This window comes from Olivibacter sp. LS-1 (assembly GCF_008245145.1).
Classification (GTDB): Bacteria; Bacteroidota; Bacteroidia; order Sphingobacteriales; family Sphingobacteriaceae; genus Olivibacter; species Olivibacter oleidegradans.
Genome location: NZ_CP041643.1, coordinates 3,301,871 through 3,327,785, shown reverse-complemented (window position 1 = coordinate 3,327,785; position 25,915 = coordinate 3,301,871). Strand labels below are relative to the sequence as shown.

Sequence of the window (25,915 nt, the reverse complement as noted above, 5' to 3'; positions counted from 1 at the left end):
ACTTTTTCATTTAGTTGATCCCGGTAAGTTTCTGTTTCTTATATTCAATATGCTTCCTAAACCTTTGCCCATCCTCTGTAGACGAGTATAGCCCCGGTTTGTCGACATGGCACTCACCTCATCATAATTATCAAACACGCTAGTTGGTCGCCTACTCGGATAAATTAGTATTCTATTATTATTTTCATATTTCCGAGCGAGTTTTTTCGGTATACCGTCGAATTCTCGATTATAAGAGACTTCACCCGCTCTCGCCGAAACGAACACCAGTAGGTCGGTATCGCTTATATAGCCTCTAAGAGATGCCAGGTCGTCCCAATCAGTATGGTTAACAAACCGGATATTGCAATTGATTTTGCTTTTCTTGAGAAAGGACGTAACCGCCGACTCTGATCGGGCATTCGCAATGCAAACAACCGGTAACGTAAGCTCAATCGCCAATTGACCAACTTTTGTCAGCCAATAGGAGAACCCTTTTTCGTCTTCCGCCATTGGCGGGCAAACCAATGTGATTTTATCATTACTTACAAAAGGCTTACCGAAATGACACATAAAGATATTGATATCTGTACGGTTAAGAATACTTTCCGTTTTTTCTCCAACCATCTTTTCAATAATGCCAACCTGGCTGGGCCATCCAAGTAAAATACTATCCGCTATAATCTCTCGCGATGCCCTGCTAATCCCGCCGGCAATATTATAGTCGATCGTAGCCATCATATTCACTTCTATCTCACTACCCGAAGCATATTTAGCTGTAGAATCCAGATTTTTCCTTGCTTTCTTTAAATTAGCCTCAGCTAGTTCGTTATTAGGCACAACAGATAATATAGTAACCGGATGAGGTGATTTTTTGTTTTTAATCATTGTAGCGAAATCCAAAAGGATTTCCATATTATTCAGGTTGGCTATTGGCACTAAAATATGTTCATCCCGAAGCATATCCTTATCCTCTTCAACTACATCTTGCTCCCCCGCCAGGACCACTTTCTTTGAGGCCGATTCCGTGGCAATAGAAGCAACTATACAGGTGATGAGTATCAGTACGATGGTTCCGTTTAATACATTTTCGTCAATTATATTATTGGCATAGCCCACCATAATGATAGCAAGTGTGGCAGCGGCATGTGCGCTACTCAATCCAAAGATCACCTGACGCTGCGCGCCACTATATTTAAAAGTGAGCTGAGTGAACCAAGCAGCTATCCATTTGCCACAAACTGCCACCACAGTCAGCGTGCCCGCCACGATAAGTGCTTCCGGACCTTTGAAAAGAACTTTGATGTCGACAATCATACCAACGCTAATCAGGAAGAACGGTATGAAAATCGCATTGCCAATAAACTCAATCCTGTTCATAAGTGCCGACGAGTGCGGAATGAACTTGTTCAAGGCCAACCCCGCAACAAAAGCACCAATAATCGGTTCGAGTCCGGATACCTCAGCAATAAAGGCGGCAAAAAAAACAATGAACAGAACAAATATATAATGAGATGTTTTTTCACTCTCTACTTTCTGGAAAAACCATTTGGCAATCCTCGGTACGATTCCAAACATAATGGCCAAAAACACGGCAAAAGAAAAAGTCAGCCTCATCCAAAATTGCTGATCAAGCTGTCCTTGTGATGAACCAACGATAACCGCCAAAATGATTAGAACAGCCGTGTCCGTTAAAATGGTTCCGCCGATGGTTATAGCAACTGCTTGATTTTTAGCAATTCCATAGCTATTTACCACCGGATAAGCCACCAGCGTGTGCGTAGCAAACATACTGGAAACCAATATACTGGCACCTACATCAAATCCCAGGATATAGTAACAAACCGGATATCCGATGGCAATGGGAATAAAAAAAGTATAAACACCAAAAACAATACTTTTATGCCTGGTTTTACGAAACTCATTCATATCCAACTCGAGCCCCGCAATAAACATAATATAAAGCAAACCTATTGTTGAAAATAGCTTGACCGCATCTGTTTGCGCTAATATATTCAATCCGTGAGGTCCAATAATAACCCCGGAAAGAATCAATCCTATAATACCTGGAATTTTAATTTTCCGCAATAAGATAGGAGCCAAAAGTATGATCAGCAAAATCAGGGAAAAGATCAGTACGGAATTCGTTAAAGGTGTTTCAAAGGCGTGGGAAATATGTTCTATAAAACTCTTGTTCATAAACTAACACTAACGACAATCATTTGCACTTTTTAAACAGTATGCCTTAAATATAGTTTTTTTCTTCCGAAGATAAAGGCCCCCGCAGGAATCTTGACTTGAAATACACATAAAGAATATTTAGTGAACCCTTTTTAATAAAAAAATCTATTTTGATTATTTGGGTATTTTCTTTTTTTTTGAGATCGAATTAAGCAGTGGATCAACAAGAAACTTTTTTGTAAATTCACCTGCAAATATCCATAAAATATGCCTTATAAAGAACGAGAAATCAACAAGCTCTATTATACCATGGGAGAGGTTACGGAGATGTTTGAGGTGAACGCATCGCAAATAAGATTTTACGAGCGCGAGTTTGATATTATCCAGCCAAAGAAAAACAAAAAAGGTAATAGACTCTTTACACCGGAAGATATCGAAAATCTCAAGATCATATTTAATTTGGTAAAGAACAAAGGATATACCTTACAAGGAGCGCGTGATTATTTAAAGGCGAATAAAAACCAAGCGAAAGAGAACCAACGGGTGATTGATTCTCTTGAAAAGTTAAAGCAATTTTTAATTGAGGTTAAGGAGCGCTTATAGCACTATCAGCCTTATAGGTCATCAAATTACTGCCGCTTAAAAACTCCATAAGCTTGTTAACCATGTTTTCTGAACCGAGAAAAATAGCCGAACGTTGATGAAGATGATCGGGAACGATATCTAAAATGCGGTTGGAACCATCGATGGCAATTCCCCCAGCCTGCTCTAATATAAAGGCCATCGGATTACATTCATAAACAAGCCTTAATTTCCCTTTCGGATAAGCTGATGATACCGGGTAGAGAAAGATTCCCCCTTTAATGAGATTTCGGTGAATATCAGCTACCATCGATCCAATATATCGGGATGTATAAGGACGTCCCGAATTTATATCTTCCTCCTGACAATATTTGATGTAATCTTTTACTCCTTGCGGAAAGTGAACGTAATTGCCTTCGTTTATTGAATAGATTTTACCCTCCTTTGGAATTCTCATATTAGGATGAGACAAACAGAATTCTCCGATTGACGGATCTAATGTAAAGCCATTCACACCTTTACCTGTGGTATACACTAGCATGGTTGATGAACCATAAATCACATAACCGGCCGCAACCTGCTCACTTCCTTTTTGCAGCACATCACTTATTAGCGGCTTGCCGTCCAAACTTTGCCGGCGATAAATAGAAAAGATCGTCCCTATCGCTACATTTACATCGATATTTGAAGATCCATCCAAGGGATCTATGGCTACTATATATTTGGCATTTTTTGATATTTCGGATTCAATATAGATGCACTCATCGTTTTCTTCAGAAGCAACTACGCAGCACTCTCCTCCGCTCCTTAAAGCCGCGATGAATTGCTCATTGGCATATACGTCCAATTTCTTCTGCCCCTCTCCTTGCACATTCGTTGTCCCTGCGTCTCCAAGTATATCAACCAATCCAGCCTTATTGACCTCTCTGTTTACTATTTTTGCGGCTATACCAATATCTCTTAATAATCTGCTTAATTCACCTTTTGCATACGGAAAGTCAGCTTGCTTTTCAATAATAAATTGACCCAGGGTCTTTACGGCTGTCATAATTTAGTCTTTAAAATTTACAATAAGAAACGATTTTTATTTTTAACAACAACAAAAAATTGCGCTGTAAAAATACTAAAAAAACAACACTTAGTGTAAAACACCCTAATCAAAATATGTGTACAAACTACACAAATTGTACACATACTGCATTGATAAAAAACAATTTACAAATAAAAAAACATCATCAAATAAATTTAAATTAGTGTAACTAAGAACCTGAAAGTTCAATCACTTCAAGATCTTTAATAAGGTTTTTGTCGATGCTAAAACGCATAAGTGTTCTAACTTTATGCCAACCTTGTTTGCCTGCGGCACCCGGATTTAAGTGTAAGCAATTAATTTTTTTGTCATATATCACTTTCAATATATGAGAATGTCCCGAAATAAATAGTTGGGGAGGATTTGAGTAAATAGTTGCTTTTACGCGAGGTGCATATTTATTAGGATAGCCGCCAATATGTGTCATCCACACATCAACCTCTTCACATCTGAAGCGTAAATCCTCCGGGTAACGTATCCTGACATCTTTATTGTCAATATTTCCATATACGCCCCTTAAGGGTTTAAAATCAGCTAATTTATCAACTAATGTAATGTCCCCGAAATCACCCGCATGCCAAACTTCATCACATGATGCGAAGTGTTTAAATATGGCATCGTCCAGATAGCTATGTGTGTCGGCAAGCAAGCCTATTTTTGTCATCCTTTTCCCTTTAGCGTTATAATTTCACCAGTTCTTTATAAAGTTTTGCCGTAGGCAATCCCATTACATTCGTATAGGAGCCTTCTATATGATCAACAGCAACCGCACCGATCCACTCCTGGATACCGTAAGCCCCGGCCTTATCATAGGGTTCAAAAGTCTTAATATAATAGTTTATTTGCTCATCGCTCAGTTCATTAAAATAAACCGCCGTCACCTCATAAAAGGATCGAACTTTCTCTATTGTTTTTAGCGCAACGCCCGTGATTACCTCATGTCTTCGCCCCGACAGCAACTTGAGCATCTTAAACGCATCATCATAATCAACCGGTTTCCCGAGAATCCGATCATCAATACTAACAATGGTATCAGCAGTGATTAAAATATCTTTATCCGATTTTAAACCGAACGCCTCCGCCTTCTTTGTAGCGATATACAGTGCAACGGCTGCCCCTCTCATGGTATCGGGATATGTTTCTTCAATTTCCTTTATTTCCACCTTGAAATCAAGTCCCAATGAGGTCAACAACTCTTTGCGTCTGGGTGATTGCGAGGCTAGAATAATATTCTTTTGATCCAAATTTTCCATAACTTAAAAAATTTCAGGCAATCGTTTTTGCCTTATACGCTTTTTATATATTGATCTGCATCCCAAGCTCCCTGTAGCTTTAAAACCTTCTCCATAATTTCTCTGACAACCCCTTCCCCACCGTTTTTGGCACCGATGTAGTGAGCGATTGCTTTAATTTCTTCTGCAGCATCATTCGGGCATGCAGCAAGACCTACTATTTTCATCACTTCAAGATCAGGAATATCGTCACCTATATATAAAACATCTTCCGGATGTAACTCCAACTTGGTCAACCAGTTTTTAAATACAGCGACTTTATCGCTAACACCCAGCTCAATATCCTTTATTCCCAAACCTGCTAAACGCTTTCTAACGCCCTCAGACTGGCCACCGGTTATCACTAGCAATGGAAAACCTTTCTTAACCGCAAGCTGCAAGGCGTAGCCATCGCGAATATTAAACCTTCTCAGTTGATGCCCTTCTTCATTAACCAATACAAGCCCATCAGTAAGCACGCCGTCTACATCTAACGCAAAGGCTTTAACCGACTTCAATTTTTCAAATAACATTCTTTCTTTTTACTTGGTTTCGTTCTGTTTGTCTTCCTTCCAATATTTGCGCACGATATCTTCACTAATCAGCTCATAAACTTGCTGCCAGTTGGGATGGGCTTTCAATAAATCCAGATGCTTACGAATAATATTCCCGTCATTCCTTACTGCCGGCCCTGTTTGCACTGCATTCGGATCATGACTTTGTATTTTATGAGCTGTCTCGCTAATTAGCGGTTTTAACAAATCAAAATCCACTTTCTTTTCTGTTAAAAAATCGTGAGCAATGGCATATAAATAATTACTAAAATTACAAGCAATAACGGCTGCAAGATGTAAGCATCGTCTTTGTTCCGAGTTATATTCGTGAATAATCGGCGACAATTTAAAGGCCATGTTCAATATCTCCTCCTTTGTTCTTTGATCGGAAAATTCCAAAATCAACGGCACTTTTGAGAAATCTAACTCTACTTCTTTCGAGATGGTCTGTAAGGGGTACAATACGCCGTACGATGACGAAAAGGGCTTTAGCACATCCATATCAGTACTCCCCGAAGTGTGCAATAAAATCTTGTTCCGTAAACGCAGCTCGGAAGCTACTTCAAGAATCGCTTCATCTTTAACAGCGATAACATATACATCTGCTTCGGTAGTAATGTATAGTAAGTTGTCGATGGGCTCAGCACCTATACCGTCTGCCAAATGTTTTGCATGATCGATATCGCGACTATATACTTGTTTAATATGGTACTCCGCTTTTTTCAGGGCAAAAGCTAAATGGGTCGCCACGTTTCCACTACCTAGAATAACTATCTCCATAAATTAAAGAATAACGGGGACTGAGATTTTCACTGCAGTCCCCGTGGGATAAAATTAACAATAAAAGGAAATAAATGTTTACACTATTTTTCCTTTTAATTCCTTGTTTCGCCTAAAGATTGAAAGCACAAAACCAATGGTCATAATGATTGTTCCACACCAGAAGAAGTTTATATAGGGAAACTCGATGGCTTTCATAACGATCCATTTTTTTTCCGGCAATGGCTTTTGGTAAATCATCAATTCCATACCTTTATTGGGAGCAATCTTTGTAAACCGCAAACGTAAACCCTGTTCCTCTACATCTTTAGCAAAATCAAAGCTATTCCCGTTTTTTATCAAATATTTTGGATCTGCTTGATATACTTCACCGGTAACTGCATGCACTTCTAATTGCAATGCAAAGAGCAAATCACCATTGGCTAAAGGCATATTTTGCAAAGTCGCATTTCTATTTACACCTTTGACTACAATAAAGCCGTTCTTATAACGCAGTGTATCTCCGATATTGACCAATTGCGTTGTTGGCTCTTCATATCCCTCATTCGGATCATGCCCTTCATGATTATGTTCCTGCTCTTGCGGATCATCTAACTTAGGAGCAGAAGTTACAATTGTATAAATGTCTTTTGTTATATAATGCCTTGTGCTCGGCGTTCCTATTAATCCCATTTTCGGATTTTGCTGCGCGTTGGGTGTTAACTGAAACTTTTCGATGACCTTACCGGTCTTCTCATCCTTGCGTTCGTAATTTACTTTATAATAAATATTAGGCATCGCAATACTATCGCCAATATAGGTGATTGTATAACCACCCATCTCAACCGGCTGGTTGATATATAAAAACAGATTTTCACCGGGTTTTTCGCGCTCCTCAAAACCTGCTATAGGAATGGAACCTCCGGCATTTAAAGAAACGACCTTATTTGTTGCAGCCGCAACCAATGCACCGATAATCAATAGTGCAAATCCGATGTGCGCTACTGAAGAGCCCGCCAACTTCCATTTTCCTTTAAAAGCATCTCCTAGTATTCTTGCATTGGCAACCAGCGCAAATACAGCTCCGAAAGACAACAACACGTAAATAAAATTGGTATAAACCTTTGTGAAATAGAGTAAAATACCGGTAACAACAAGCGAAACGACGAATGAAGCCAGCAAATTAGCATAAAAGATCTTCGGGGTAGTTTTTTTATATTTTAGAAACTGTGCGATGGCCGACAGAATAAGTACCAGGATCGCAAAAGCAGCTTGCCACTTATTGTAATGCGCTATCGCATCAACGGGCGGCGCTATCTTTGTTCCAAACATTGCATTAAAGACCGGAATTGATGTCGTAGCGATAATTTGGACACACGCCACTACCAAAATTAAAGCGCCAATAAACAACCAGAATTCCCTTGAATACGTTTCCTCATCCTTTTTAGTGATCGGTAGTTCTTTCCATCTACTAGCAAGGAAATAAACCATAAGGGCGAAAAAGATCAGGTTAAAAACAACAAGCTGCCAGTACATGCCCAGATCGGTAAAGGAGTGAACAGATGTTTCGCCCAATACGCCGCTACGGGTTAAGAACGATGCGTAAATAACCAATACGAAGCTTATTAACACTAAAAAAGTAGCCGTAAAATAAGAATGCCCCGAGTTTTTATAGGCGACAATAACATGCACTGCAGCAATTAATGTAAACCAAGGTATAATGGAAGCATTTTCAACCGGGTCCCAAGCCCAAAATCCACCAAAATTAAGTGCTTCATAAGCCCAAAATGACCCCATAATAATACCGGCACCTAATACCATTACAGCGAAGAGAGACCATGGCAAGGCCGGCCGCAGCCATTCCTTATATTTCCGTTGCCATAAGCCGGCTATCCCGTAAGCAAAAGGAACCACCATAGAAGCAAAGCCTAAAAATAACGTTGGTGGGTGGATTACCATCCAGTAATTCTGCAATAAGGGGTTCAAACCGTTACCGTCGGCAATCATGCTAAGATAATTCGGATTAGAGAAAATAGGCGCTTCTAACGCTTGTCTCAACAAAATAAAGGGCGAGCTCCCCACTCGCTCACCTAAAACTTCGATTCCTATAAGCATGGAGGCCAAAACAGTTTGGCATAACATAATTGTCGTCATAACAGGACTTTCCCAACTTTTACCTCGAGCCACTACTACGAGCGCTAAGACAGCCTGCCAAAACATCCAAAGCCAAAAACTACCTTCCTGTCCTTCCCAAAAACTTGAGATTATGTAATATACCGGCAAGGTTCGTGAAGAGTGAGACCAAGCATAGTGATATTCAAATAAATGATTATAAATAATATAGAAAAGGCTACTTCCAATGCCAATTACCGCTATTATATTAATAAAAAAAGCAATACGACCTATTTTATGCCAAGATGCATCATCTTTATATCGGGTAGCGAAGCAGTAACTAATGCACGATAAAAGCGCTGCGCCAAAAGAAAGAATGATAAAAAACTGGCCGAGCTGGCCGGGAAGGAGGTTTTCACCTTGATACTGAATATCCATTAAATTTTATAAAAGTTACGATTAGGATTGGAAATACAACAATATTTTAAACATTAGTAGAAGCAGACTCCGTAACTTCTACCTGATCTTTGTTATACTTGGAAGGACACTTCATCAAAATTTTGGATGCATGAAACTCTTTTCCTACCATTTTTCCTGTCAAAACAATTTGCTCCGAACGTTCGAAGTCCTGCGGCTTGGATCCATTAAAAACAACTTTACATTCCGTACCATTATTATCAAGCATATAAAAAGCGAAATAATTGGCATTCTCCGTCGGGTTGTAGTATAAGGCTTTTGTTTTATTCAATTCTCCTACCACATGTATTTCTGATTCTGTCTTCTGCGCATCGGTAAATGTCGCATATGTACTGGAATCCGTGTAAATACTAATGATCATCGCTATCGCTACTGCAATAATTATAATACCTAAAATAGCTCCCTTCTTCATGTAATATTTCAGTTTTTTAGTGTTGTCTCTTGCGTCTTTGCCGGTTTATCATTCCGATATACCACTTCTCCTTGCACTAAAAACAGTGCAGATTTCTGATACAGATTTTGCGCAAAAATACTAAATACTAAATACATACAGGCAACATAGCAAGGGCAAGGCTTTATTAAGAATCATTCTAATCTACATTTCCGCTTCTTTTCATTTTTATCAGTGCCCGATATCGTTTATCAGCCAACCTTTTCTCGACCGAAGCTTTACTTCTTTTAGTAGGCTTCCGCAATTTTTGCACACTTGATGCAGCAGCGAGTATATGCAAAAGTTTTTCTTGTGCTGAGGCTTTGTTCTTAAATTGGGATCGATCCTTTTGGCTAATAATTTGCAACTTACCTTCGGATGACAATCGATTACTCAATTTTTGCCGTAGGTGCGTTTTTTCTTCTTCATTCCATAATTTACAAGCTTCGAAATCAAATTGTAACTCAACCTTCGAAGAAACCTTGTTCACATGCTGGCCACCGCTTCCTCCGCTTCTTGAAGTTTTATATTGAATATAAGGACTTAATTCATCTATACTGTGCATAATTACCCATTAAACCACAAAGATAAGCATGTAATAAATAATCTAGTGGTTTTACTACCATAGAGTTAAGTAATAACAGACATTAAACTACTTATTACTGTTCGTGAATACCAAGCATTTTCTCTAGTTTTGTGCACCCATGACAAAGAAGAATATTATTATAGCGATTGATGGTTATTCATCCTGCGGGAAAAGCACGGTCGCAAAGGCTTTAGCAAATAAACTTCATTATGTATATGTAGACAGTGGTGCCATGTACCGAGCTGTAACCTTATACTTTTTGCGAAACAACATTGATGTGACTAATGAAGAGCAGGTGCAAAATGCGCTTGAACACATCCACATCGATTTTCATAAAGAAGAAGGGGTAACCCATGTCCTTTTAAATGAGGAGGACGTCTCCGACGAAATCAGACAAATGCCTGTTTCTGAAAATGTGAGTACCGTAAGCGCTATAAAATCGGTCCGACAGGCAATGGTAAAACAGCAGCAGAAAATGGGTGCACGAAAAAATGTGGTGATGGACGGACGAGATATAGGAACTGCTGTTTTTCCACATGCGCAGGTTAAAATTTTCATGACCGCTGACCCTAAAATACGAGCTGAACGCCGGTACTTGGAACTAAAGAACAAAGGTGAAAACATCACACTGGAAGAGGTTTTCGAAAATATCGCCCATCGTGATTATCAAGATACTACGCGAAAAGAAAGCCCGCTGGTACGAGCCGAAGATGCTATTATTTTAGATAATACCGATATGACTGAGGAACAACAGCTCGACTTTGTACTAGATAAAGTGGGGAAAGCGAAAAGTTAGTTATAAGTTAAACGTTATGCGTTGTGGGTAGTTAAATTACTGATCGTTAGCGAACGCAAGATAGCCTGATCAACTTCTAACTAAATGCTGCGTTCTATTTGCTTTTTACTTACTCCTGATCGGCTTTTTATCGGCAATTTCCCGATCAGGCCACGATACCGCCCCGATAAAATCCCGATAACGTTTAGAAGAAAGAGCAGAGTTGGTTGCTCGTTTCGGAGACGTTACGCAGGGAAGCACTTAAGTGGTTAACCAGTGGCAGCACCATTAGTGCTAAGACGAAAAACCTAAAAACACCGAGCAGTAATACAGACTTTCTTATGAATCGCCTTTGCAACGCATAATGGACAAACTCTCTTGGTTAAGTTACCTGATAATCACCACTTTTTGCTAATAAAACTCATAATTTTTGCTTTATTTAGAAATAATTTTTGCACCTTTGCAGTCCTGATGAATTTCAGGAAAAGGAGACAAAATAATTAATGGCAAAAAAACAAGAAGCAGAAAAAGAATTAAAAGCTAAACAAGCTGAAATCCAAGATGCTGATTTAAAATCAGTTAAGGAAAGAGAAAACATTGAATCAGAAGCTGATTCGACGTTCATCGACGAAATCAAATCCAATACTTGGATCACACCTGAAGGCGACTTCGACTGGGATCAAGACGAAAAAGGTTTCGGAAATTACAGCGCAGACGAGCGTGCTAAATTAGAAGAGCAATACGCTGGTACTTTTAACTCCGTCAATAAAGGAGAAATTGTTGAAGGAACCGTGGTTTCCATTAACAACAAAGACGTGGTACTTAACATCGGTTTTAAATCAGATGGCTTGGTATCTCTTTCTGAATTCCGCGATCTACCTGACCTGAAAGTAGGTGATAAGGTAGACGTGTTCGTTGAATCACGCGAAGACGAGAACGGACAATTAGTTCTTTCCCGCAAGCGTGCTAAAACACAAAAATCTTGGGAAGCAATCAATGAAGCTTTAGAAAACGACACCATCATCAACGGTTACGTAAAAAGCCGTACAAAAGGTGGTTTGATCGTGGATATCAAAGGTGTTGAAGCTTTCTTACCAGGTTCTCAAATTGACATCAAACCCATTCGTGATTATGACATCTATGTGGGTAAGACAATGGAATTCAAGGTAGTTAAAATTAACCATGAGTTCAAGAACGTGGTGGTTTCACACAAAGTGCTGATCGAGGATGATTTAGAAAACCAAAAATCAGAAATCGTTGCAAAACTTGAAAAAGGACAAGTACTGGAAGGTACTGTTAAAAACATCACAGATTTCGGTGTATTCATCGATCTTGGTGGTGTTGATGGTTTATTGCACATCACAGATATTTCTTGGGGCCGTATCGAGCATCCAAAAGAAGTATTGTCATTAGACGAAAAGATCAACGTGGTTGTTCTTGATTTTGATGACGAGAAAAAACGTATTGCATTAGGTTTAAAACAATTGACTCCTCATCCTTGGGAATCCTTAGATCCGGCATTAGCGGTAGGTTCTAAAGTAAAGGGTAAAATTGTTACTGTTGCAGATTATGGTGCATTCTTAGAAATCACTCCCGGTGTTGAGGGCTTGATTCACGTATCTGAAATGTCATGGTCTCAAAATTTACGCAGCCCGCAGGAATTCCTGAAAGTAGGTGACGAAATCGAGGCAGAGGTGTTAACCTTGGATCGCGAAGAGCGTAAAATGAGCTTAGGTATTAAACAATTAACTCCAGACCCTTGGAAAAACATTGCTGAACGCTATCCTATCGGAAGCAAGCATAAAGCAGTGGTTAAAAACATGACTAATTTTGGTGTGTTTGTTGAAATTGAAGAGGGAGTTGATGGTTTAATTCACATTTCTGACTTATCATGGTCTAAGAAAATCAACCATCCAAATGAATTCACAAAAGTAGGTGAAGAACTAGATGTAGTTGTATTGGAACTTGATGAAGAAAATCGTAAATTAAGTTTAGGACACAAACAATTAGAAGAAAATCCTTGGGATACTTTTGAAACGATCTTTACGGTTGATTCTATTCACGAAGGTACCGTATTAAAAGTAACTGATAAAGGTGACATCGTAGCACTTCCTTATGGAGTTGAAGGCTTCTGCCCTAGTAAGCACAGCATCAAAGAAGATGGTAAAGCTTTAAAAGCAGAAGAATCCGCTCAATTTAAAATTATCGAATTCAATAAAGAAGCGAAGCGTATTGTAATTTCACATTCTCGTATTTGGGAAGATGAAAGAGCAGAAGCCCGTATTGAAGAATTCAATAATCGTAAGAAAGAAGCGAAAGCTGCATCAAATGCCGTTAAAAAGGTAAAAGATTCTGTTGAAAAATCTACCTTAGGTGATTTAGATGTATTGGCTCAGTTAAAAGAGCAAATGGAAGACGAAGAAGGTTCTAAGAAATCTAAATAAGCTTCCCTTCAATAAAAGTATGTGCCGCCCCATAAAAAGGGCGGCATTTTTTTTATAAATTCTTTAATGGTCATACCTACACTTTCTGGTACTTTTGGTAAATTAGAATCAAATTATCAGCACAATACCTTATGATAAAAAGACAGATCAACTTAGTTTTAATACTCATTATTATTTGCCCACTCCTCTCTTTTAAGTATGTTAAACCGCAACCCATCTATAAAGATCCTCGAAAGCCGATCAGCGAACGCGTCAAAGATTTGCTTAATAAAATGACAGTGGAAGAGAAAGTAGGACAACTTGCTACTTTATTAGGTTGGGAAATGTATACAAAGAGCGGTAAAGGCGTTACTGTCAGTACTAAATTTAAAGAAGCCGTGCAAAGAGAGCACATCGGCATGCTTTGGGCTACCCTACGTGCTGATCCATGGACTAAAAAGACATTAGAAACAGGATTGTCGCCTCAAGAAGCGGCGATGGCTACCAATGCTTTGCAAAAATATATGGTCGATAGTACACGTTTGGGAATACCACTTTTACTATCCGAAGAATGTCCTCATGGTCATATGGCAATCGGAACCACTGTTTTCCCAACTGCTATCGGACAAGCTAGCACATGGAATCCGACGCTAATACAAGAGATGGCGCAGGCAATCGCGGCGGAAACTCGCGCTGTTGGTGGACATGTGGGTTATGGGCCTATCCTCGATTTGGCGCGAGAGCCACGCTGGTCACGCCTGGAAGAAACTTACGGGGAAGATCCTGTTTTGAATGCAAAAATGGGAAGGGCAATGGTTACCGGTTTCCAAGGAACCGATTTGAGCAGTGGAAAAAATATAATCTCAACGCTAAAACATTTTACTGCCTATGGAGTACCCGAAGGCGGCCACAATGGCGGTAGTGTTACCGTAGGTCAAAGAGAACTTTATCAAAGCTACCTCCCTCCTTTCGGGGAAGCAGTTAAAGCGGGTGCTTTATCCGTTATGACCGCCTATAACTCGATAGATGGTATTCCTTGTTCTGCCAACCCCTGGTTATTAAAAGATTTATTAAGAAATCAGTGGAATTTCAAAGGTTTTGTCGTATCCGACCTCGGAAGTATCTCCGGTTTAGTAGGCAGTCATCATGTAGCAGCCAATGCCGCAGAAGCTGCAAGCCAAGCTATCAACGCCGGGCTCGACGCTGATTTGAGTGGTTACGGCTATGGCCGGGCCCTTTTGGCAGCAATTAAGGAAGGAAAAGTTACGGAGGCAACCTTAGACACCGCTGTGAGCAGGGTTTTATATCAGAAATTCGCTTTAGGTCTTTTTGAAAACCCTTACGTAGACATAAAACAAGTAAGTAGAACAGTACGAATTCCCAACCATATTGAGTTGGCGCGAAAAGTGGCGCAACAATCAATTATTCTATTAAAAAATAATGGAAATCTTTTACCCCTGAGCAAGTCTATAAAAAAATTGGCCCTTATCGGTCCTAATGCCGACAATATATATAATCAACTAGGAGATTATACGGCTCCGCAAGCGGAAGAAAACATTGTGACGGTATTAGAAGGCCTACAAGCTAAATTAGGAGCCGGCACCAGGATTGATTATGTAAAAGGCTGTGATATTCGAGATACATCGGAAATAGCTATCAGTACAGCAGTTCAAGCTGCCGAAGCTGCCGAAGTAGTCGTTATTGTCTTAGGGGGCTCCAGTGCACGTGATTTTAAAACTTCTTATCAGGAAACAGGGGCGGCGCAGGTAACTGCCACACAAGGAAAAATAAGTGACATGGAAAGCGGTGAAGGTTTTGATCGTGCGACGCTAGATTTGTTAGGAAAGCAATTAGAATTACTAAAAGCAGTTAAAGCGACGGGCAAACCGGTGGTGCTGGTTACCATTAAAGGACGTCCGCTAAATTTAAATTGGCCACAAGAGCATGTAGATGCCATTATAGATGCATGGTATCCGGGACAAGAAGGTGGAAACGCCATTGCAGATGTGCTGTTTGGCGATTACAATCCTGCGGGCCGCCTCTCCGTTTCTGTTCCTAAATCTGTTGGTCAGCTACCGGTTTATTACAATTATAAAAACCCCACAAAACACGATTATGTAGAAGTAGACGCTAAGCCCCTTTATTCGTTTGGTTACGGATTAAGTTATACCACTTTTGCTTACACCGATATTAGACATCAATTAACAGAAACACCGGATGATTTTAATTTAAGCATATCCTTTAAAGTAAAAAATACAGGCAAATATGCTGGTGATGAAGTGGTTCAACTTTACGTGCGCGATGAGATCTCAAGCGTAGTAACGCCTATTTTACAACTGAAAAACTTTCAACGGATTCATCTGAAGGCAGGAGAAGAAAAAAAGATGGAATTTGTTCTTCATGCGGAAGATTTAAAGTTATTAAATGCGCAGATGAAATGGGTTACCGAAAAAGGTAGATTTAAGATTATGATCGGTTCTTCTTCGGACAATATCCTATTGACAACGGATGTTGAATTGAATAAGGATTATAACTTGTAGTCCTTTCTATAAAAAGAGAGGGTGGACTGATGTGTCCACCCCTCAAACATTTATAGACCAATTTTAATATTTTCTGCTAATGGTTCGCATTAATTTACGTCCCAAAACAGTTTAGTGTTAACATTGTCTTGTCCTGCAACAGCTTGGTAATTCGTCGAATTATATACTTGCTCTGATGAGGGTAAATTAAATTTAACAGGAACAGTTTTCTGAATATCCGAATTTTGCACTCGAAATAAAAACGTTGGATAATCCAAGCGTCTTACTTCAGCCCAATTCTCAACGGGTTGCATCATATTGAAGTGCAACCATTTTTGATAGGCTATGAGCTCAATTTTATTTGTATTGCCATCCCAATTAACATTATTAATATATGTATTAATTTGTGTCGCAGTTGGAGCTGCCGCTGCAGGAACAAGAATATCATTACTTACTGCCCTAATTTGTTGAAAAAGCGCGATAGACTCTTTAATACCGTTTTCAAAAAAGGTCTTGGCGGAAGCCATATTGCCCGCTTTCAAGAAGTATTCTGCCAAAAGAAAGTTCACTTCTGAAGCTGAAATCAGCATACCAGGGAAATAATCGTTTCTTGAAAATGTTGACCGGTTATAGATGGCTATCGTTCCACCCCCGCTAGCAGCTGGTCCAGTAATCAAATTTGATTGAACGGATCCAGTCAATGACTGATCCAATCCAATATATCTTCCATCAGCCTCAGCTCCAGGTTCAAAAATAAAGGGAAGTCGAGGATCAAGATTGGCCAGCATATGGTCTATCATTACTTTTCCAGCAATATTTCCATTCCAACTTTCTAGTGCATCTTGAAAACCAGTAGCATTAATTCCAGTCGACGCATCAAAGACGTCTAGCTGTGCATTATCGGCATTGGTTAAGATCAATGATGAAAGATCATTCGCAATTTCTGCGATTTCCGATTGTGCTCTAGAGCTAAATTGCGAAGATGCCGAAACTCTAGTTAACATTCTCAAACGTAAAGAATTACAATATTTTTTCCAAAGTTCTACATCTCCATTATTGACCAGATCTTGAGAAGAAAAGTTTGAAGTACTCGGGACTGTGAGACTATTCAACTCTTCTTCAATGGTCGCAAGATCATCCAACATGGCAGTGTAGATGTCTATCGCCGTGTCGTATGGCGCATAAGAAATCGAATAATCACCTCCGTTTGAACTTAGCTTACCTGCTTGGCTCCATGGGATGTCACCATGCAAATCAACAATTTGTTGCGTCTGATCATAGAACAAGATCTTAGCTGTTAAATAGAAAATTCGTGTTTCTCCCTGTATTAAAGGATCTGAATTATTGTAGGTTGTTTCCAGTTCTCTAAATTGTGCAAGACCTTCATAGTATCTTGACCATCGGTCGTCAATAGCTGCCGCGCCAGGTGTTAATTGATTTGCCTCATTTGCCCAACCATCTATTTGGATATACCGTGCTATAGTAGGAAGTATGGTTACAAAATAATTACGGTAATCCGGAACTATAAGCTGTCGGTAACCATATATCATGCCCGCAAATTGTTTATCTACCGTTGTTTCTGTTACTTTTGAAGGATCTCTGTAAAATTCATCGAAAGATGACTTTTTGCATGAAGAGATCGATAATGTGGCTGTACATAGCCCTATGATAAAATATTTTTTCATTTTCTGTTAGTTTAAAAACTTGCACGTAACATTAAACCATAAGTTCTGGTAGCTGGACTTGTTCCCGCATTGGTTACCTGATCCATCCAAAAGGATCCTCCAGTCATTTGTTCAGGGTCCAGATCTTTAATAGATCTATAGATGAAAAACAAATTTCTACCGAATACTGAAAGCTGGAGATTTTTTGCTTTCAATTTAGATGCAATAGACGCTGGTAGCCTATAACCTAACGATAGCTCTCGCATTTTGATATAATTGTTTTTCTGTACATATAATTCATAGCGAGAATTCGAATATTGTGGACCGCCCCAGTTGTACGTATTTGCATAGTAAGTAACTTGCGAAATCACATTGCTATTAGGTGTACCATCAGCCAGTACACCTTCCATTAGCATTCCGTCGTGGTATATCTTTTGACCATTAGGACCAACAGTCCCTTCGAAGGCAACTCCTCTTTCACCATCTATGTAATAGCTAAGACCTCCATGTTCGGCATCCATATAATTTAAGCTTTCTTCCAATAAGCCACGACTGATCATCCAATTGATACCTGTTGGCATTACATGCCCTCCCCAACGAAAATCAATCAGGGCGTCTAATGTGAAGTTTTTATACGTAAACGTATTGGTTAAACCTCCTACGACCTTTGGCATAGCGTTCCCTGCTTTAACCCAGGTGTCGGCGTCTAATTGATACAGACCGTTATCCTGAACAATCTTATTCCCATTAGCATCCGTTGCAACAGGATGCACCATAATATCGCCAATAGGTTGTCCTACGTTGGCTACCAATTGAGCTGCGGCACCGTCATAGTCTCTCAGCGTTAACCTATCAGCACCCCCAGGCAGGGCCTCGACCTTATTTTTATTCATCGAAAAATTCAATACCGAATTCCAACGGAAGTTATCCGTTTGCACAGGAACTCCTGTGATTGCGAATTCCCAGCCTGAATTACGCAACGTACCTACGTTGGCTAAAATGGAAGAAGCCCCCGAAGTTATAGGTAAAGTATAATTCAAGATTTGATCGCGAACCTGACCATTGTAGTAAGTAATGTCAAATCCTAATCGGTTACTTAGTAAGCGAGTTTCTAATCCAAACTCAAATTCATATTTTGTTTCTGGCTTTATTCCTTCATTACCAAATGCTGAGGTAGGCACTAAAGTATATGTTACAGGTCGCCCCCCCTCTGCCTGAATGCCCAAACTTGTTTGCGTTAAACTAAGAGCACTTTGATAGATGTCAGGATAATTACCTACTATACCCCATGATCCCCTTAATTTGGCATAGTCAAAAACCTCAGGCAACTTAAAGGCCTCGTTTAGAATTAGACTCGAATTTACTGACGGATAATATAATACATTATCATCCGGATGCATTGTAGAAATGCGTTCCCTGCGTAATGTTCCTTCCACGAACCAGTAATCCTTTAAGTTAAAATTTAAGGTTCCAAATAACGCATCTCTCAACATATTTCTTCTATAGTTATATCGATCATCCCATCTAGCTAGATTTACCGAAGCGTTCAAGTCGAACCAATCTCTTACACTTAAACCGCCATCTGTTCTCCTTTGTACATAGGTATCCTCCGTTTTAGAAGCGGTATAGCCGAGCATAGCTCCTAATTTTACGTCACTCGTTATTTGCTTGTTATAGCTCGCTAATAAATCGGTATAGTATACATTGGCGTTTTGGTTTCCTAAGAAATAGGAACCTGTATTTGGATCTATTGAAATTGGCCTTTCTGTCGGATTTTTATCTTCTCGTTTCATAGAGGTCATGTCCGCTGAAATTCGTGCTCTAAGAGATAAATCAGGTGTTACTTGCCATGTATTAGTAAACGATCCGATTACCCTATTGGAATACTCATCCGACTGATTGGCCAAAGTGTTCCACATATAATCCAATACATCGGTTTTATAACCATTATAAGTAAGGTTTTCCTCTGGTGTCAGGCTTGGATTGGTCCCTGTCACATACTTATAACCTTGACTAGTTCTGTACTTATTCATATACCACTCAGGATTATCGAAAGTGGAAATCATTCCTGTAAAATTGTTAATTAAACGATCTGTCAAGAATGGCCGATTATGCGTATGTTGATTGACATAGTTGATTACCACGTCGGTGGTTAATTTATCCCAAAGTTTGAAGGATGTATTAAGACTGGCAATATTCCGTTTATTATAGGATTCCAAAGATGTCATCTGATTGTCTTGGCGCGTTAAGGAAAAACGCGTATTTGAGCTTTTTCCTGTATGTCCCAAAGCAAGGTTGAAGATGGTATTATTTGGATTATTAAAGAATTTACTATAAGCATTTTGGGCATTATAGGGGCGAATCTCGCCATCCCAAGAACGAATAGGCTGACCATCAAATTTAGGTCCAAAGTTTAAACTAGTATTAGCGACACCTCTTACACCATCAGGATAATAAAAAAACATATCCTCTGCTTGTCCAATATCTGCGTAGGAAACATCATATCCTGGCCCGCGCACATCCTGAAATCTAGGCAAATAGGCGATTCTATCCGCAGTATAGGTAGCATTGAAATCAACAGTGAAACCTTCAGCTCCTTTTCCTGATTTGGTCGTAACTAGCACAACACCATTCATCGCCTCCGAACCGTAAAGCGCTGCAGCCGAAGCGCCTTTCAAGATGGTGATCGATTCAATATCTTCTGGATTTAAATCTTCCAATCCGTTACCTCTCGCTCGCTGATCGCCCCAATAATCGGAGTTGTTAAAAGCTGTTTGGCGCATTGGGACACCATTAATGATCACTAAGGGCTGTGAACTTTTTGTGATTGAATTAATACCCCGAATATTAATATTAATACCTGAAGTCGCTCCACCTGGTGCCGCTGAAATTCGCACGCCTGGTGCTTTTCCGTATAATGCGCCAGCAAAGTTGGGAGAACCTGTCTTTGTTAGTTCCTGCGCACCTACAGTACTTGTCGCATATCCCAGTGATTTGGCTTCTTTTTTAATACCGAGTGATGTTACGACCACTTCTTCCAGTGCATTTTCATCATTCTGCATGGAAACGGTTAAACTACTTTGATTGGTAATCGCTATTTCTTGCGTGATATAACCGATCATCGAAAAGGTTAATGTTTCGCCTGAAGTCGCCTGAATGGAAAAATTACCTTTTGCGTCTGTAGAGGCTGCCTTACTGGTTCCTTTTACACGTACGGTGACCCCCGGCAAGGGGCCTTGAGCATCCGAAACGGTTCCTGTGACCGCTTTCTGTGCAAAGCTGCTGATAGTTATCATACAAAATAACACTGCAGCTAGTGCTCTTAAATAGATTTCTTTCATGATTTGATTGGTTTGTTAAAATTCGACTTAGTTGATTGATTCTTGATTAATTTTAAATTTAGATTTGGTTTTGACTTTATATCATAGGCAATTATTTAGCTTTTTAAAATCGATCGGTTCTTTCCATTACCAAGGTGGCTGCTCCCAATAACTCGGCTTCTTTATTTAGCGATGAAGACAAAATCGTACATTGCTCTGCTAACATGGGTATGCTAAACTCATTTACTGCTTGCTGTATCGGCGCCATCAGAATCCGGGATGCAACGGCTCCTCTACCACTTACCACGACGCCTTGGGGGTTCATGATGTGTATCAACGTAGCGATCCCTTTTCCAATAAGAAATCCTGCTTTCGAAAGTAAATTAACGGCTAATTGATCCCCTGCGTTAGCGGCATTTAAAATAACATCCACATCGGAAGCACCATCACCGGAAAACATGCCTTCCATTTTCGATGCATACCCATTTTGTATTTCTTTTCGGGCTTTTCCGGTCAGCACTAACAGCGAAGCATCAACTTCTAAGCAGCCTCTTTTCCCGCATACGCAAAGATTATTACTATCTGCTAAAGGGATATGGCTAAATTCGCCGGCAAAGCCACTATGTCCTCTAAATAACTTCCCATTCACAATCATACCCAAGCCAATCCCCCAGCCAACGTTTACCACCATCACGTCCTGCATTCCTCGGGCCACGCCGAAATTTAATTCCGCCAGTGCAATAGCGCTTGAATCATTGTCAATAAAGACTTCACAACCGATCCGTCTTGCTATATAATCGGCTAAGCTCTTGTCGCCCAAACCGAAGTGCGTATTATTAATTCCCCTCTCTGCGTTTACAAAACCAGGCATTGCAATTCCAATCCCCAGGATATCAACCAGAGATAAGGGAAGTCCTTCTATATATTCTTTGATAAAATTGATGAGATCATTCAACGATTCACTGGCATTTTCAAGATTGATTACCCTCTCGTCAGGCTCTTTAATCTTTTCATTATGCAAGTTGAATACGGCTATTTTAGTGATGAGCTGATCCACAGAAACCGCTATTATGTATTTTCCTGAATCTCTATTAAGCTGATATTCATGAGCCCTCCTACCACCTGTCGACTGTGCATATTGGCTATTTATTATCAATCCTTGTTCCTTCAGGAGGTTGACATTGCTTGTAATCAGAGGTAAGCTTTTACCCGCAAGCTTACTGAGCTCATTGATAGCCATCGGTCCCCGATAATACAGATACCGCACAATATCTAGCTTTAATGCATTTTGCTTTTTAGGCTTTTCTTCCACAACAATTTAGATTGATGTAGCAAACATAAGTAAGTATATATCAAAAAGCAATAGACTTATTAATTTTTTTATCAAAGTTTAATATACTTATATAGGTAATAGAATAAAAATGGCTTTTTTTGTAACAAAAACGAAGATATCTTAAAACGCCTTTTATTTCCTATCTTTGCCGCAATTGTAACAAAAAAGAAAAAAGCACTTATCAAATGGCACTTCAATGTGGTATTGTTGGTTTACCCAACGTCGGAAAATCTACTTTATTTAATTGTTTATCAAATGCAAAAGCACAAGCCGCTAACTTTCCGTTCTGCACGATTGAACCGAACGTCGGTGTTATTTCTGTTCCTGATGAACGTTTGAATAAACTAGCTGAATTGGTTAATCCCCAACGCGTGGTTCCCAATACAATCGAAATAGTTGATATAGCAGGCTTGGTGAAAGGAGCGAGTAAAGGCGAGGGATTAGGAAATCAGTTTTTAGGTAACATCCGAACAACCAATGCCATTATACACGTATTACGCTGTTTTGATAACGGTAATGTGATTCACGTAGACGGATCCGTCGATCCGATTCGCGACAAGGAAATTATCGACACTGAATTGCAACTTAAAGATTTAGAAACGGTATTAAAGCGCATTCAGAAAGTGGAGAAAATGGCTAAAACCGGTGGTGATAAGGACGCAAAAAAAACCTTTGATATTTTATCCATCGTAAAAGTGCATCTCGAATCCGGTAAATCAGCTCGGACCGCTCCCATAACGGAAGACGATTTTGAGTATATCGGTGATTTAAGTCTCCTCACCGTAAAACCTGTTTTATACGTATGTAACGTAGATGAAGCGTCGGTAGTTAACGGCAATGCTTATGTAGATCGAGTAAGAGAGGCAGTAAAAGACGAGAAAGCAGAAGTTTTGGTTATATCAGCGCAAATCGAATCAGAGATCAGCCAGTTGGAAAGTTACGAGGAACGTCAATTGTTTTTGGAAGATTTGGGCCTTACAGAATCGGGCGTACATAAGCTTATACGGGCTGCTTATAAACTATTGAACTTAGCTACTTATTTTACGGCAGGCGTGCAGGAAGTTCGCGCTTGGACAATCAATAAGGGATTTACTGCTCCGCAAGCTGCCGGTGTGATTCATACCGATTTTGAGAAAGGTTTTATCCGAGCCGAGGTCATCAAGTATGACGATTTTGTTAAGTACGGTTCAGAGAATGCCTGTAAAGAGGCCGGAAAGCTAAGTGTAGAAGGAAAAACTTATATAGTGGAAGATGGTGATATCATGCACTTTAGGTTTAATGTATAAGAATTGAAGACCGGACCCTCCCAATAAAAAAGGCTATCCCCATTTGCGAGATAGCCTTTTTTGCTCACCCGAAGACATTGTTGGCGTCGCACCTTCCCCGCACCTAAGGCCGCCAAGAGAGTGTTCGAACCCTGCCTGCCCTACTGTTCTCATCCCTTCTTATACACGAAAAGCCTCTCTCTCGAAAGGCTTTCTTTGTTCACCCGAAGGGATTGTTGGCGTCGCACCCTCCCCGCACTTAAGGCCGCCAAGAGAGCGTTCGAACCCTGCCTGCCCTACTGTTCTCATCCCTTCTTATACACAAAAAGCCTCTCTTTCGAAAGGCTTTCTTTGTTCACCCGAAGGGATTCGAACCCCCATCATCAGAACCGGAATCTGACATTCTATCCATTGAACTACGGGTGAAAAAATATTCGGCAAACATAGATAAAATTGTTATCATATGCAATCATAAAAACACCTCTTATTTAAATATTGAGATAGTAAACTGACAGTTAATCGATTAATATCATTTATCATCCAATTGGAGAAAAACTTTATTTTTTCTATGTTTGAATAGCTAAATCAGGACGGTAACCTCTATTATGTTATACGACAGGCCTAATCTTCTTTTTAAAAAACATGGACAATGGGCTCCTCTGTTTATAAGACTGGTTGCCGGGTATCACTTAGTACAGGGCGTAATTGATAATATACTCAGCCAGGCGCGGATGCAGGAGTTTATTTCCTTTCTAAATGCGCATCAGTTTCCCTATCCATGGGCAGCATATGTATCAGTATATGCTCAGTTTATCAGTGGGTGCTTGTTCGTGCTCGGATATTATCAACGCTTTGCCGCTGCTTTTATGGTCGTTAACTTTATTTCAGCCATCTTGATTGCACATATAGGGGATGCTTATTCCGATACTTTTCCCGCGCTATTTATGCTCGCTGCCTCGCTTTCTCTCTTCTTTAGTGGCGCGGGGAGACTGTCCGTTGATTATTATCGACACAGAATGGGCAAACACAGAAAACGCTCATTGTTTTGATTGATTGTTATAGTTAAGCATCTTGTTCCCGTATATAAAAGATATAATCGGTGCTTGGCAAGTTATGTCCGCATAATTTCAAATGCTGTCCAATTTGGGCACGATGATGTGTGCCATGATTAATGACATGGGCAAGAACATCCTCCAGTCGATTGGCAAAGGCCGTGCCTCTTGAATTTTTGTAGCTAACGGATTTAACAAAATCCTGCTCGTTCAATGTATTTAAAAAGTTTACCCAATCGGTATTATTCCTAAGCACAATGGCCTCCATCTCCATGATGTCCCAGTCTGGCCATAAACTCCCTCCAACGGTATTTTCCCCCTTACATCTTTTTAACCAAATTTGCTGTGCAACCAGTAAATGTGCCATTAGTCCGATAGCTTCATCACATTCCTTCGCTATTTTCAGCAATTCAATAAGTTTTAAATTGGTAGCCTTGTCATAACCAAAAAGTTTGATAAAATAGGCTGACATTTTCATCATATATTATTTTTTTACAGATAACAAAAATGAACATTCTAATACGATCAACCAATTTATTTCGAAGTTTCCGTCAATTGTAATTTTAAACTGCTACAAATAGGTAGACCGTATTTTCCTTACATCCTTGCATTTTAGGATGCGAAGGATTAATTTTATGTCCAAAGCGCATGACGAATATGCTACAAGGCCCTAAGACATATTGCTTTAAACCGATTCAACCGAGCAGTTTACATGAATGGGCTGACATTTCTTATAAGGAATATATGCCGGCCCCGAGCTTACGGGGGTATATATATTGCTATTGGGAATTAAAAAGCCTTGAAAGATTGTCGACACCTCTTCCCTACTATGTTGTTTCAGATGGATGTATTGACATCTTCATTGATGTACATACCCTGTCGGACATAGATATTATGGGACTTTCCAACAAATACCATGCTTTTTCGCTCTCCCACGATTTCCATTACATTGGCATCCGGTTTTTACCCGCAGCTTTCTCATCCCTATTTAAGTTCAACGCGAGCGAATTAACCGATTATTGCGAGCCGTTAAATTTTGTAAACCGAGAACTGCATAAGCGTCTGAACAATTTGATCGCTCGGCATTGGGAGGCAGCTTATCGCCAACCCGACATGGTTTTTAATCTCCATCAACTTATCGAACCATTTAACGCCTTTTTCAATCAAATAGCAAGGCAAGCGACTGAAGTCGACTTTCGGTTTAAACTGGCTTTCGATAAAATAGTAAATACAAGAGGTATCATTGATATTGAACACCTAAATGTACCGGTAAGCTCAAGACATTTACGGCGCTTATTCAAGTTCTATGTTGGCGAATCGCCTAAAGCGTTTAGTAAAATAGTGCGTTTTCAAAGTTTATTGAGCCTCAATCCTACTGTGGAGACACTAAAGACGGAAAAGTTTTTCTATGAGTTGGGGTATTACGACCAGGCCCATTTCATTAAAGAATTTAAAAGAATGTGTGGTTTCACACCGGCTAAAGCATTCAAATAAATGTCCGTTAAATGTCCGTTTTTTACAATGACTATATGAAGACAGTTCG

At 39.8% G+C, this 25,915-nt stretch carries 20 protein-coding genes and 1 tRNA gene; 7 read left to right on the top strand and 14 right to left on the bottom strand.

What is annotated here, in order from left to right:
• Nucleotides 1–6 precede the first annotated feature (6 nt).
• Nucleotides 7–2,178 (bottom strand): cation:proton antiporter, encoded by a 2,172-nt coding sequence (locus FKG96_RS13545; RefSeq protein WP_013666408.1) that lies wholly within the window; start codon nucleotides 2,176–2,178, stop codon nucleotides 7–9.
• A gap of 249 nt (nucleotides 2,179–2,427) precedes the next feature.
• Between FKG96_RS13545 and FKG96_RS13540 the strand changes: the two genes are divergently transcribed.
• The gene (locus FKG96_RS13540) at nucleotides 2,428–2,763 is read left to right on the top strand and encodes a MerR family transcriptional regulator (RefSeq protein WP_013666407.1); all 336 of its coding nucleotides are present in this window, start codon (nucleotides 2,428–2,430) and stop codon (nucleotides 2,761–2,763) included.
• On the opposite strand, the gene fbp is transcribed toward FKG96_RS13540, so the two are convergent.
• The 8 genes from fbp to arfB form a co-directional block, all read right to left on the bottom strand.
• On the bottom strand, nucleotides 2,747–3,790 hold the full coding sequence (gene fbp, locus FKG96_RS13535) for a class 1 fructose-bisphosphatase (RefSeq protein ID WP_013666406.1): 1,044 nt from the start codon (nucleotides 3,788–3,790) through the stop codon (nucleotides 2,747–2,749). The genes FKG96_RS13540 and fbp overlap by 17 nt on opposite strands.
• Nucleotides 3,791–4,001: 211 nt before the next feature.
• Nucleotides 4,002–4,496, bottom strand: a complete 495-nt coding sequence (locus tag FKG96_RS13530) for a metallophosphoesterase (RefSeq protein ID WP_013666405.1) — start codon at nucleotides 4,494–4,496, stop codon at nucleotides 4,002–4,004.
• 16 nt (nucleotides 4,497–4,512) lie between these two features.
• Nucleotides 4,513–5,085 (bottom strand): Maf family nucleotide pyrophosphatase, encoded by a 573-nt coding sequence (locus FKG96_RS13525; protein WP_130857424.1) that lies wholly within the window; start codon nucleotides 5,083–5,085, stop codon nucleotides 4,513–4,515.
• Nucleotides 5,086–5,117: 32 nt separating this feature from the next.
• Entirely contained in the window at nucleotides 5,118–5,636 is a 519-nt protein-coding gene (locus tag FKG96_RS13520) for an HAD family hydrolase (protein ID WP_130857423.1), read from the bottom strand.
• A gap of 9 nt (nucleotides 5,637–5,645) precedes the next feature.
• A complete protein-coding gene (locus tag FKG96_RS13515; RefSeq protein WP_130857422.1) occupies nucleotides 5,646–6,437 on the bottom strand; it encodes a Rossmann-like and DUF2520 domain-containing protein in 792 nt (263 codons plus the stop codon).
• Between the two features lie 78 nt (nucleotides 6,438–6,515).
• Nucleotides 6,516–8,966 carry a heme lyase CcmF/NrfE family subunit gene (locus tag FKG96_RS13510; protein ID WP_149105644.1) on the bottom strand — a complete coding sequence of 817 codons (2,451 nt, stop codon included), beginning with the start codon at nucleotides 8,964–8,966 and terminating at the stop codon, nucleotides 6,516–6,518.
• A gap of 46 nt (nucleotides 8,967–9,012) precedes the next feature.
• Nucleotides 9,013–9,417, bottom strand: a complete 405-nt coding sequence (locus FKG96_RS13505; RefSeq protein WP_013666400.1) for a cytochrome c maturation protein CcmE — start codon at nucleotides 9,415–9,417, stop codon at nucleotides 9,013–9,015.
• A gap of 178 nt (nucleotides 9,418–9,595) precedes the next feature.
• On the bottom strand, nucleotides 9,596–10,000 hold the full coding sequence (gene arfB / locus FKG96_RS13500; RefSeq protein WP_242627327.1) for an alternative ribosome rescue aminoacyl-tRNA hydrolase ArfB: 405 nt from the start codon (nucleotides 9,998–10,000) through the stop codon (nucleotides 9,596–9,598).
• Nucleotides 10,001–10,139: 139 nt separating this feature from the next.
• On the opposite strand from arfB, the gene cmk reads away from it, so the two are divergent.
• From cmk to FKG96_RS13485, 3 genes are all read left to right on the top strand, one after another.
• Entirely contained in the window at nucleotides 10,140–10,817 is a 678-nt protein-coding gene (gene cmk, locus FKG96_RS13495) for a (d)CMP kinase (protein ID WP_013666398.1), read from the top strand.
• A gap of 482 nt (nucleotides 10,818–11,299) precedes the next feature.
• Nucleotides 11,300–13,240, top strand: a complete 1,941-nt coding sequence (gene rpsA / locus FKG96_RS13490; RefSeq protein ID WP_013666397.1) for a 30S ribosomal protein S1 — start codon at nucleotides 11,300–11,302, stop codon at nucleotides 13,238–13,240.
• Nucleotides 13,241–13,371: 131 nt separating this feature from the next.
• Nucleotides 13,372–15,759 (top strand): glycoside hydrolase family 3 N-terminal domain-containing protein, encoded by a 2,388-nt coding sequence (locus tag FKG96_RS13485; RefSeq protein ID WP_130857419.1) that lies wholly within the window; start codon nucleotides 13,372–13,374, stop codon nucleotides 15,757–15,759.
• A gap of 89 nt (nucleotides 15,760–15,848) precedes the next feature.
• Here the strand turns inward: FKG96_RS13485 and FKG96_RS13480 are convergent, their stop codons facing one another.
• The 3 genes from FKG96_RS13480 to FKG96_RS13470 form a co-directional block, all read right to left on the bottom strand.
• On the bottom strand, nucleotides 15,849–17,423 hold the full coding sequence (locus FKG96_RS13480) for a SusD/RagB family nutrient-binding outer membrane lipoprotein (RefSeq protein ID WP_130857418.1): 1,575 nt from the start codon (nucleotides 17,421–17,423) through the stop codon (nucleotides 15,849–15,851).
• A gap of 11 nt (nucleotides 17,424–17,434) precedes the next feature.
• The gene (locus tag FKG96_RS13475; RefSeq protein WP_130857417.1) at nucleotides 17,435–20,743 is read right to left on the bottom strand and encodes a SusC/RagA family TonB-linked outer membrane protein; all 3,309 of its coding nucleotides are present in this window, start codon (nucleotides 20,741–20,743) and stop codon (nucleotides 17,435–17,437) included.
• 103 nt (nucleotides 20,744–20,846) lie between these two features.
• Nucleotides 20,847–22,034, bottom strand: coding sequence for an ROK family transcriptional regulator (locus FKG96_RS13470; RefSeq protein WP_013666393.1), 1,188 nt, complete (start codon nucleotides 22,032–22,034; stop codon nucleotides 20,847–20,849).
• Nucleotides 22,035–22,240: 206 nt separating this feature from the next.
• On the opposite strand from FKG96_RS13470, the gene ychF reads away from it, so the two are divergent.
• Nucleotides 22,241–23,341: a redox-regulated ATPase YchF gene (gene ychF, locus FKG96_RS13465; RefSeq protein WP_130857416.1), complete on the top strand. Its 1,101-nt coding sequence runs from the start codon at nucleotides 22,241–22,243 to the stop codon at nucleotides 23,339–23,341.
• A 333-nt stretch (nucleotides 23,342–23,674) separates the two neighbouring features.
• Here ychF and FKG96_RS13460 read toward each other — a convergent pair.
• A tRNA-Arg gene (locus tag FKG96_RS13460) sits at nucleotides 23,675–23,746 on the bottom strand.
• A 179-nt stretch (nucleotides 23,747–23,925) separates the two neighbouring features.
• Between FKG96_RS13460 and FKG96_RS13455 the strand changes: the two genes are divergently transcribed.
• Nucleotides 23,926–24,369, top strand: a complete 444-nt coding sequence (locus tag FKG96_RS13455) for a DoxX family protein (RefSeq protein WP_130857415.1) — start codon at nucleotides 23,926–23,928, stop codon at nucleotides 24,367–24,369.
• A gap of 13 nt (nucleotides 24,370–24,382) precedes the next feature.
• On the opposite strand, the gene FKG96_RS13450 is transcribed toward FKG96_RS13455, so the two are convergent.
• Nucleotides 24,383–24,853: a DinB family protein gene (locus tag FKG96_RS13450; protein WP_013666390.1), complete on the bottom strand. Its 471-nt coding sequence runs from the start codon at nucleotides 24,851–24,853 to the stop codon at nucleotides 24,383–24,385.
• A 167-nt stretch (nucleotides 24,854–25,020) separates the two neighbouring features.
• Between FKG96_RS13450 and FKG96_RS13445 the strand changes: the two genes are divergently transcribed.
• The gene (locus tag FKG96_RS13445) at nucleotides 25,021–25,866 is read left to right on the top strand and encodes a helix-turn-helix domain-containing protein (RefSeq protein WP_049795023.1); all 846 of its coding nucleotides are present in this window, start codon (nucleotides 25,021–25,023) and stop codon (nucleotides 25,864–25,866) included.
• Nucleotides 25,867–25,915: the final 49 nt, after the last annotated feature.

Bases quoted from the DNA above. Each gene is read 5' to 3' on its own strand.
- ychF (WP_130857416.1), top strand. From the start codon at position 22,241: ATGGCACTTCAATGTGGTATTGTTGGTTTACCCAACGTCGGAAAATCT.
- FKG96_RS13480 (WP_130857418.1), bottom strand. From the start codon at position 17,423: ATGAAAAAATATTTTATCATAGGGCTATGTACAGCCACATTATCGATC.
- cmk (WP_013666398.1), top strand. From the start codon at position 10,140: ATGACAAAGAAGAATATTATTATAGCGATTGATGGTTATTCATCCTGC.
- fbp (WP_013666406.1), bottom strand. From the start codon at position 3,790: ATGACAGCCGTAAAGACCCTGGGTCAATTTATTATTGAAAAGCAAGCT.
- FKG96_RS13485 (WP_130857419.1), top strand. From the start codon at position 13,372: ATGATAAAAAGACAGATCAACTTAGTTTTAATACTCATTATTATTTGC.
- FKG96_RS13450 (WP_013666390.1), bottom strand. From the start codon at position 24,853: ATGATGAAAATGTCAGCCTATTTTATCAAACTTTTTGGTTATGACAAG.
- arfB (WP_242627327.1), bottom strand. From the start codon at position 10,000: ATGCACAGTATAGATGAATTAAGTCCTTATATTCAATATAAAACTTCA.
- FKG96_RS13445 (WP_049795023.1), top strand. From the start codon at position 25,021: ATGACGAATATGCTACAAGGCCCTAAGACATATTGCTTTAAACCGATT.
- FKG96_RS13530 (WP_013666405.1), bottom strand. From the start codon at position 4,496: ATGACAAAAATAGGCTTGCTTGCCGACACACATAGCTATCTGGACGAT.
- FKG96_RS13540 (WP_013666407.1), top strand. From the start codon at position 2,428: ATGCCTTATAAAGAACGAGAAATCAACAAGCTCTATTATACCATGGGA.
- FKG96_RS13545 (WP_013666408.1), bottom strand. From the start codon at position 2,178: ATGAACAAGAGTTTTATAGAACATATTTCCCACGCCTTTGAAACACCT.
- rpsA (WP_013666397.1), top strand. From the start codon at position 11,300: ATGGCAAAAAAACAAGAAGCAGAAAAAGAATTAAAAGCTAAACAAGCT.
- FKG96_RS13525 (WP_130857424.1), bottom strand. From the start codon at position 5,085: ATGGAAAATTTGGATCAAAAGAATATTATTCTAGCCTCGCAATCACCC.
- FKG96_RS13475 (WP_130857417.1), bottom strand. From the start codon at position 20,743: ATGAAAGAAATCTATTTAAGAGCACTAGCTGCAGTGTTATTTTGTATG.
- FKG96_RS13505 (WP_013666400.1), bottom strand. From the start codon at position 9,417: ATGAAGAAGGGAGCTATTTTAGGTATTATAATTATTGCAGTAGCGATA.
- FKG96_RS13510 (WP_149105644.1), bottom strand. From the start codon at position 8,966: ATGGATATTCAGTATCAAGGTGAAAACCTCCTTCCCGGCCAGCTCGGC.
- FKG96_RS13455 (WP_130857415.1), top strand. From the start codon at position 23,926: ATGTTATACGACAGGCCTAATCTTCTTTTTAAAAAACATGGACAATGG.
- FKG96_RS13515 (WP_130857422.1), bottom strand. From the start codon at position 6,437: ATGGAGATAGTTATTCTAGGTAGTGGAAACGTGGCGACCCATTTAGCT.
- FKG96_RS13520 (WP_130857423.1), bottom strand. From the start codon at position 5,636: ATGTTATTTGAAAAATTGAAGTCGGTTAAAGCCTTTGCGTTAGATGTA.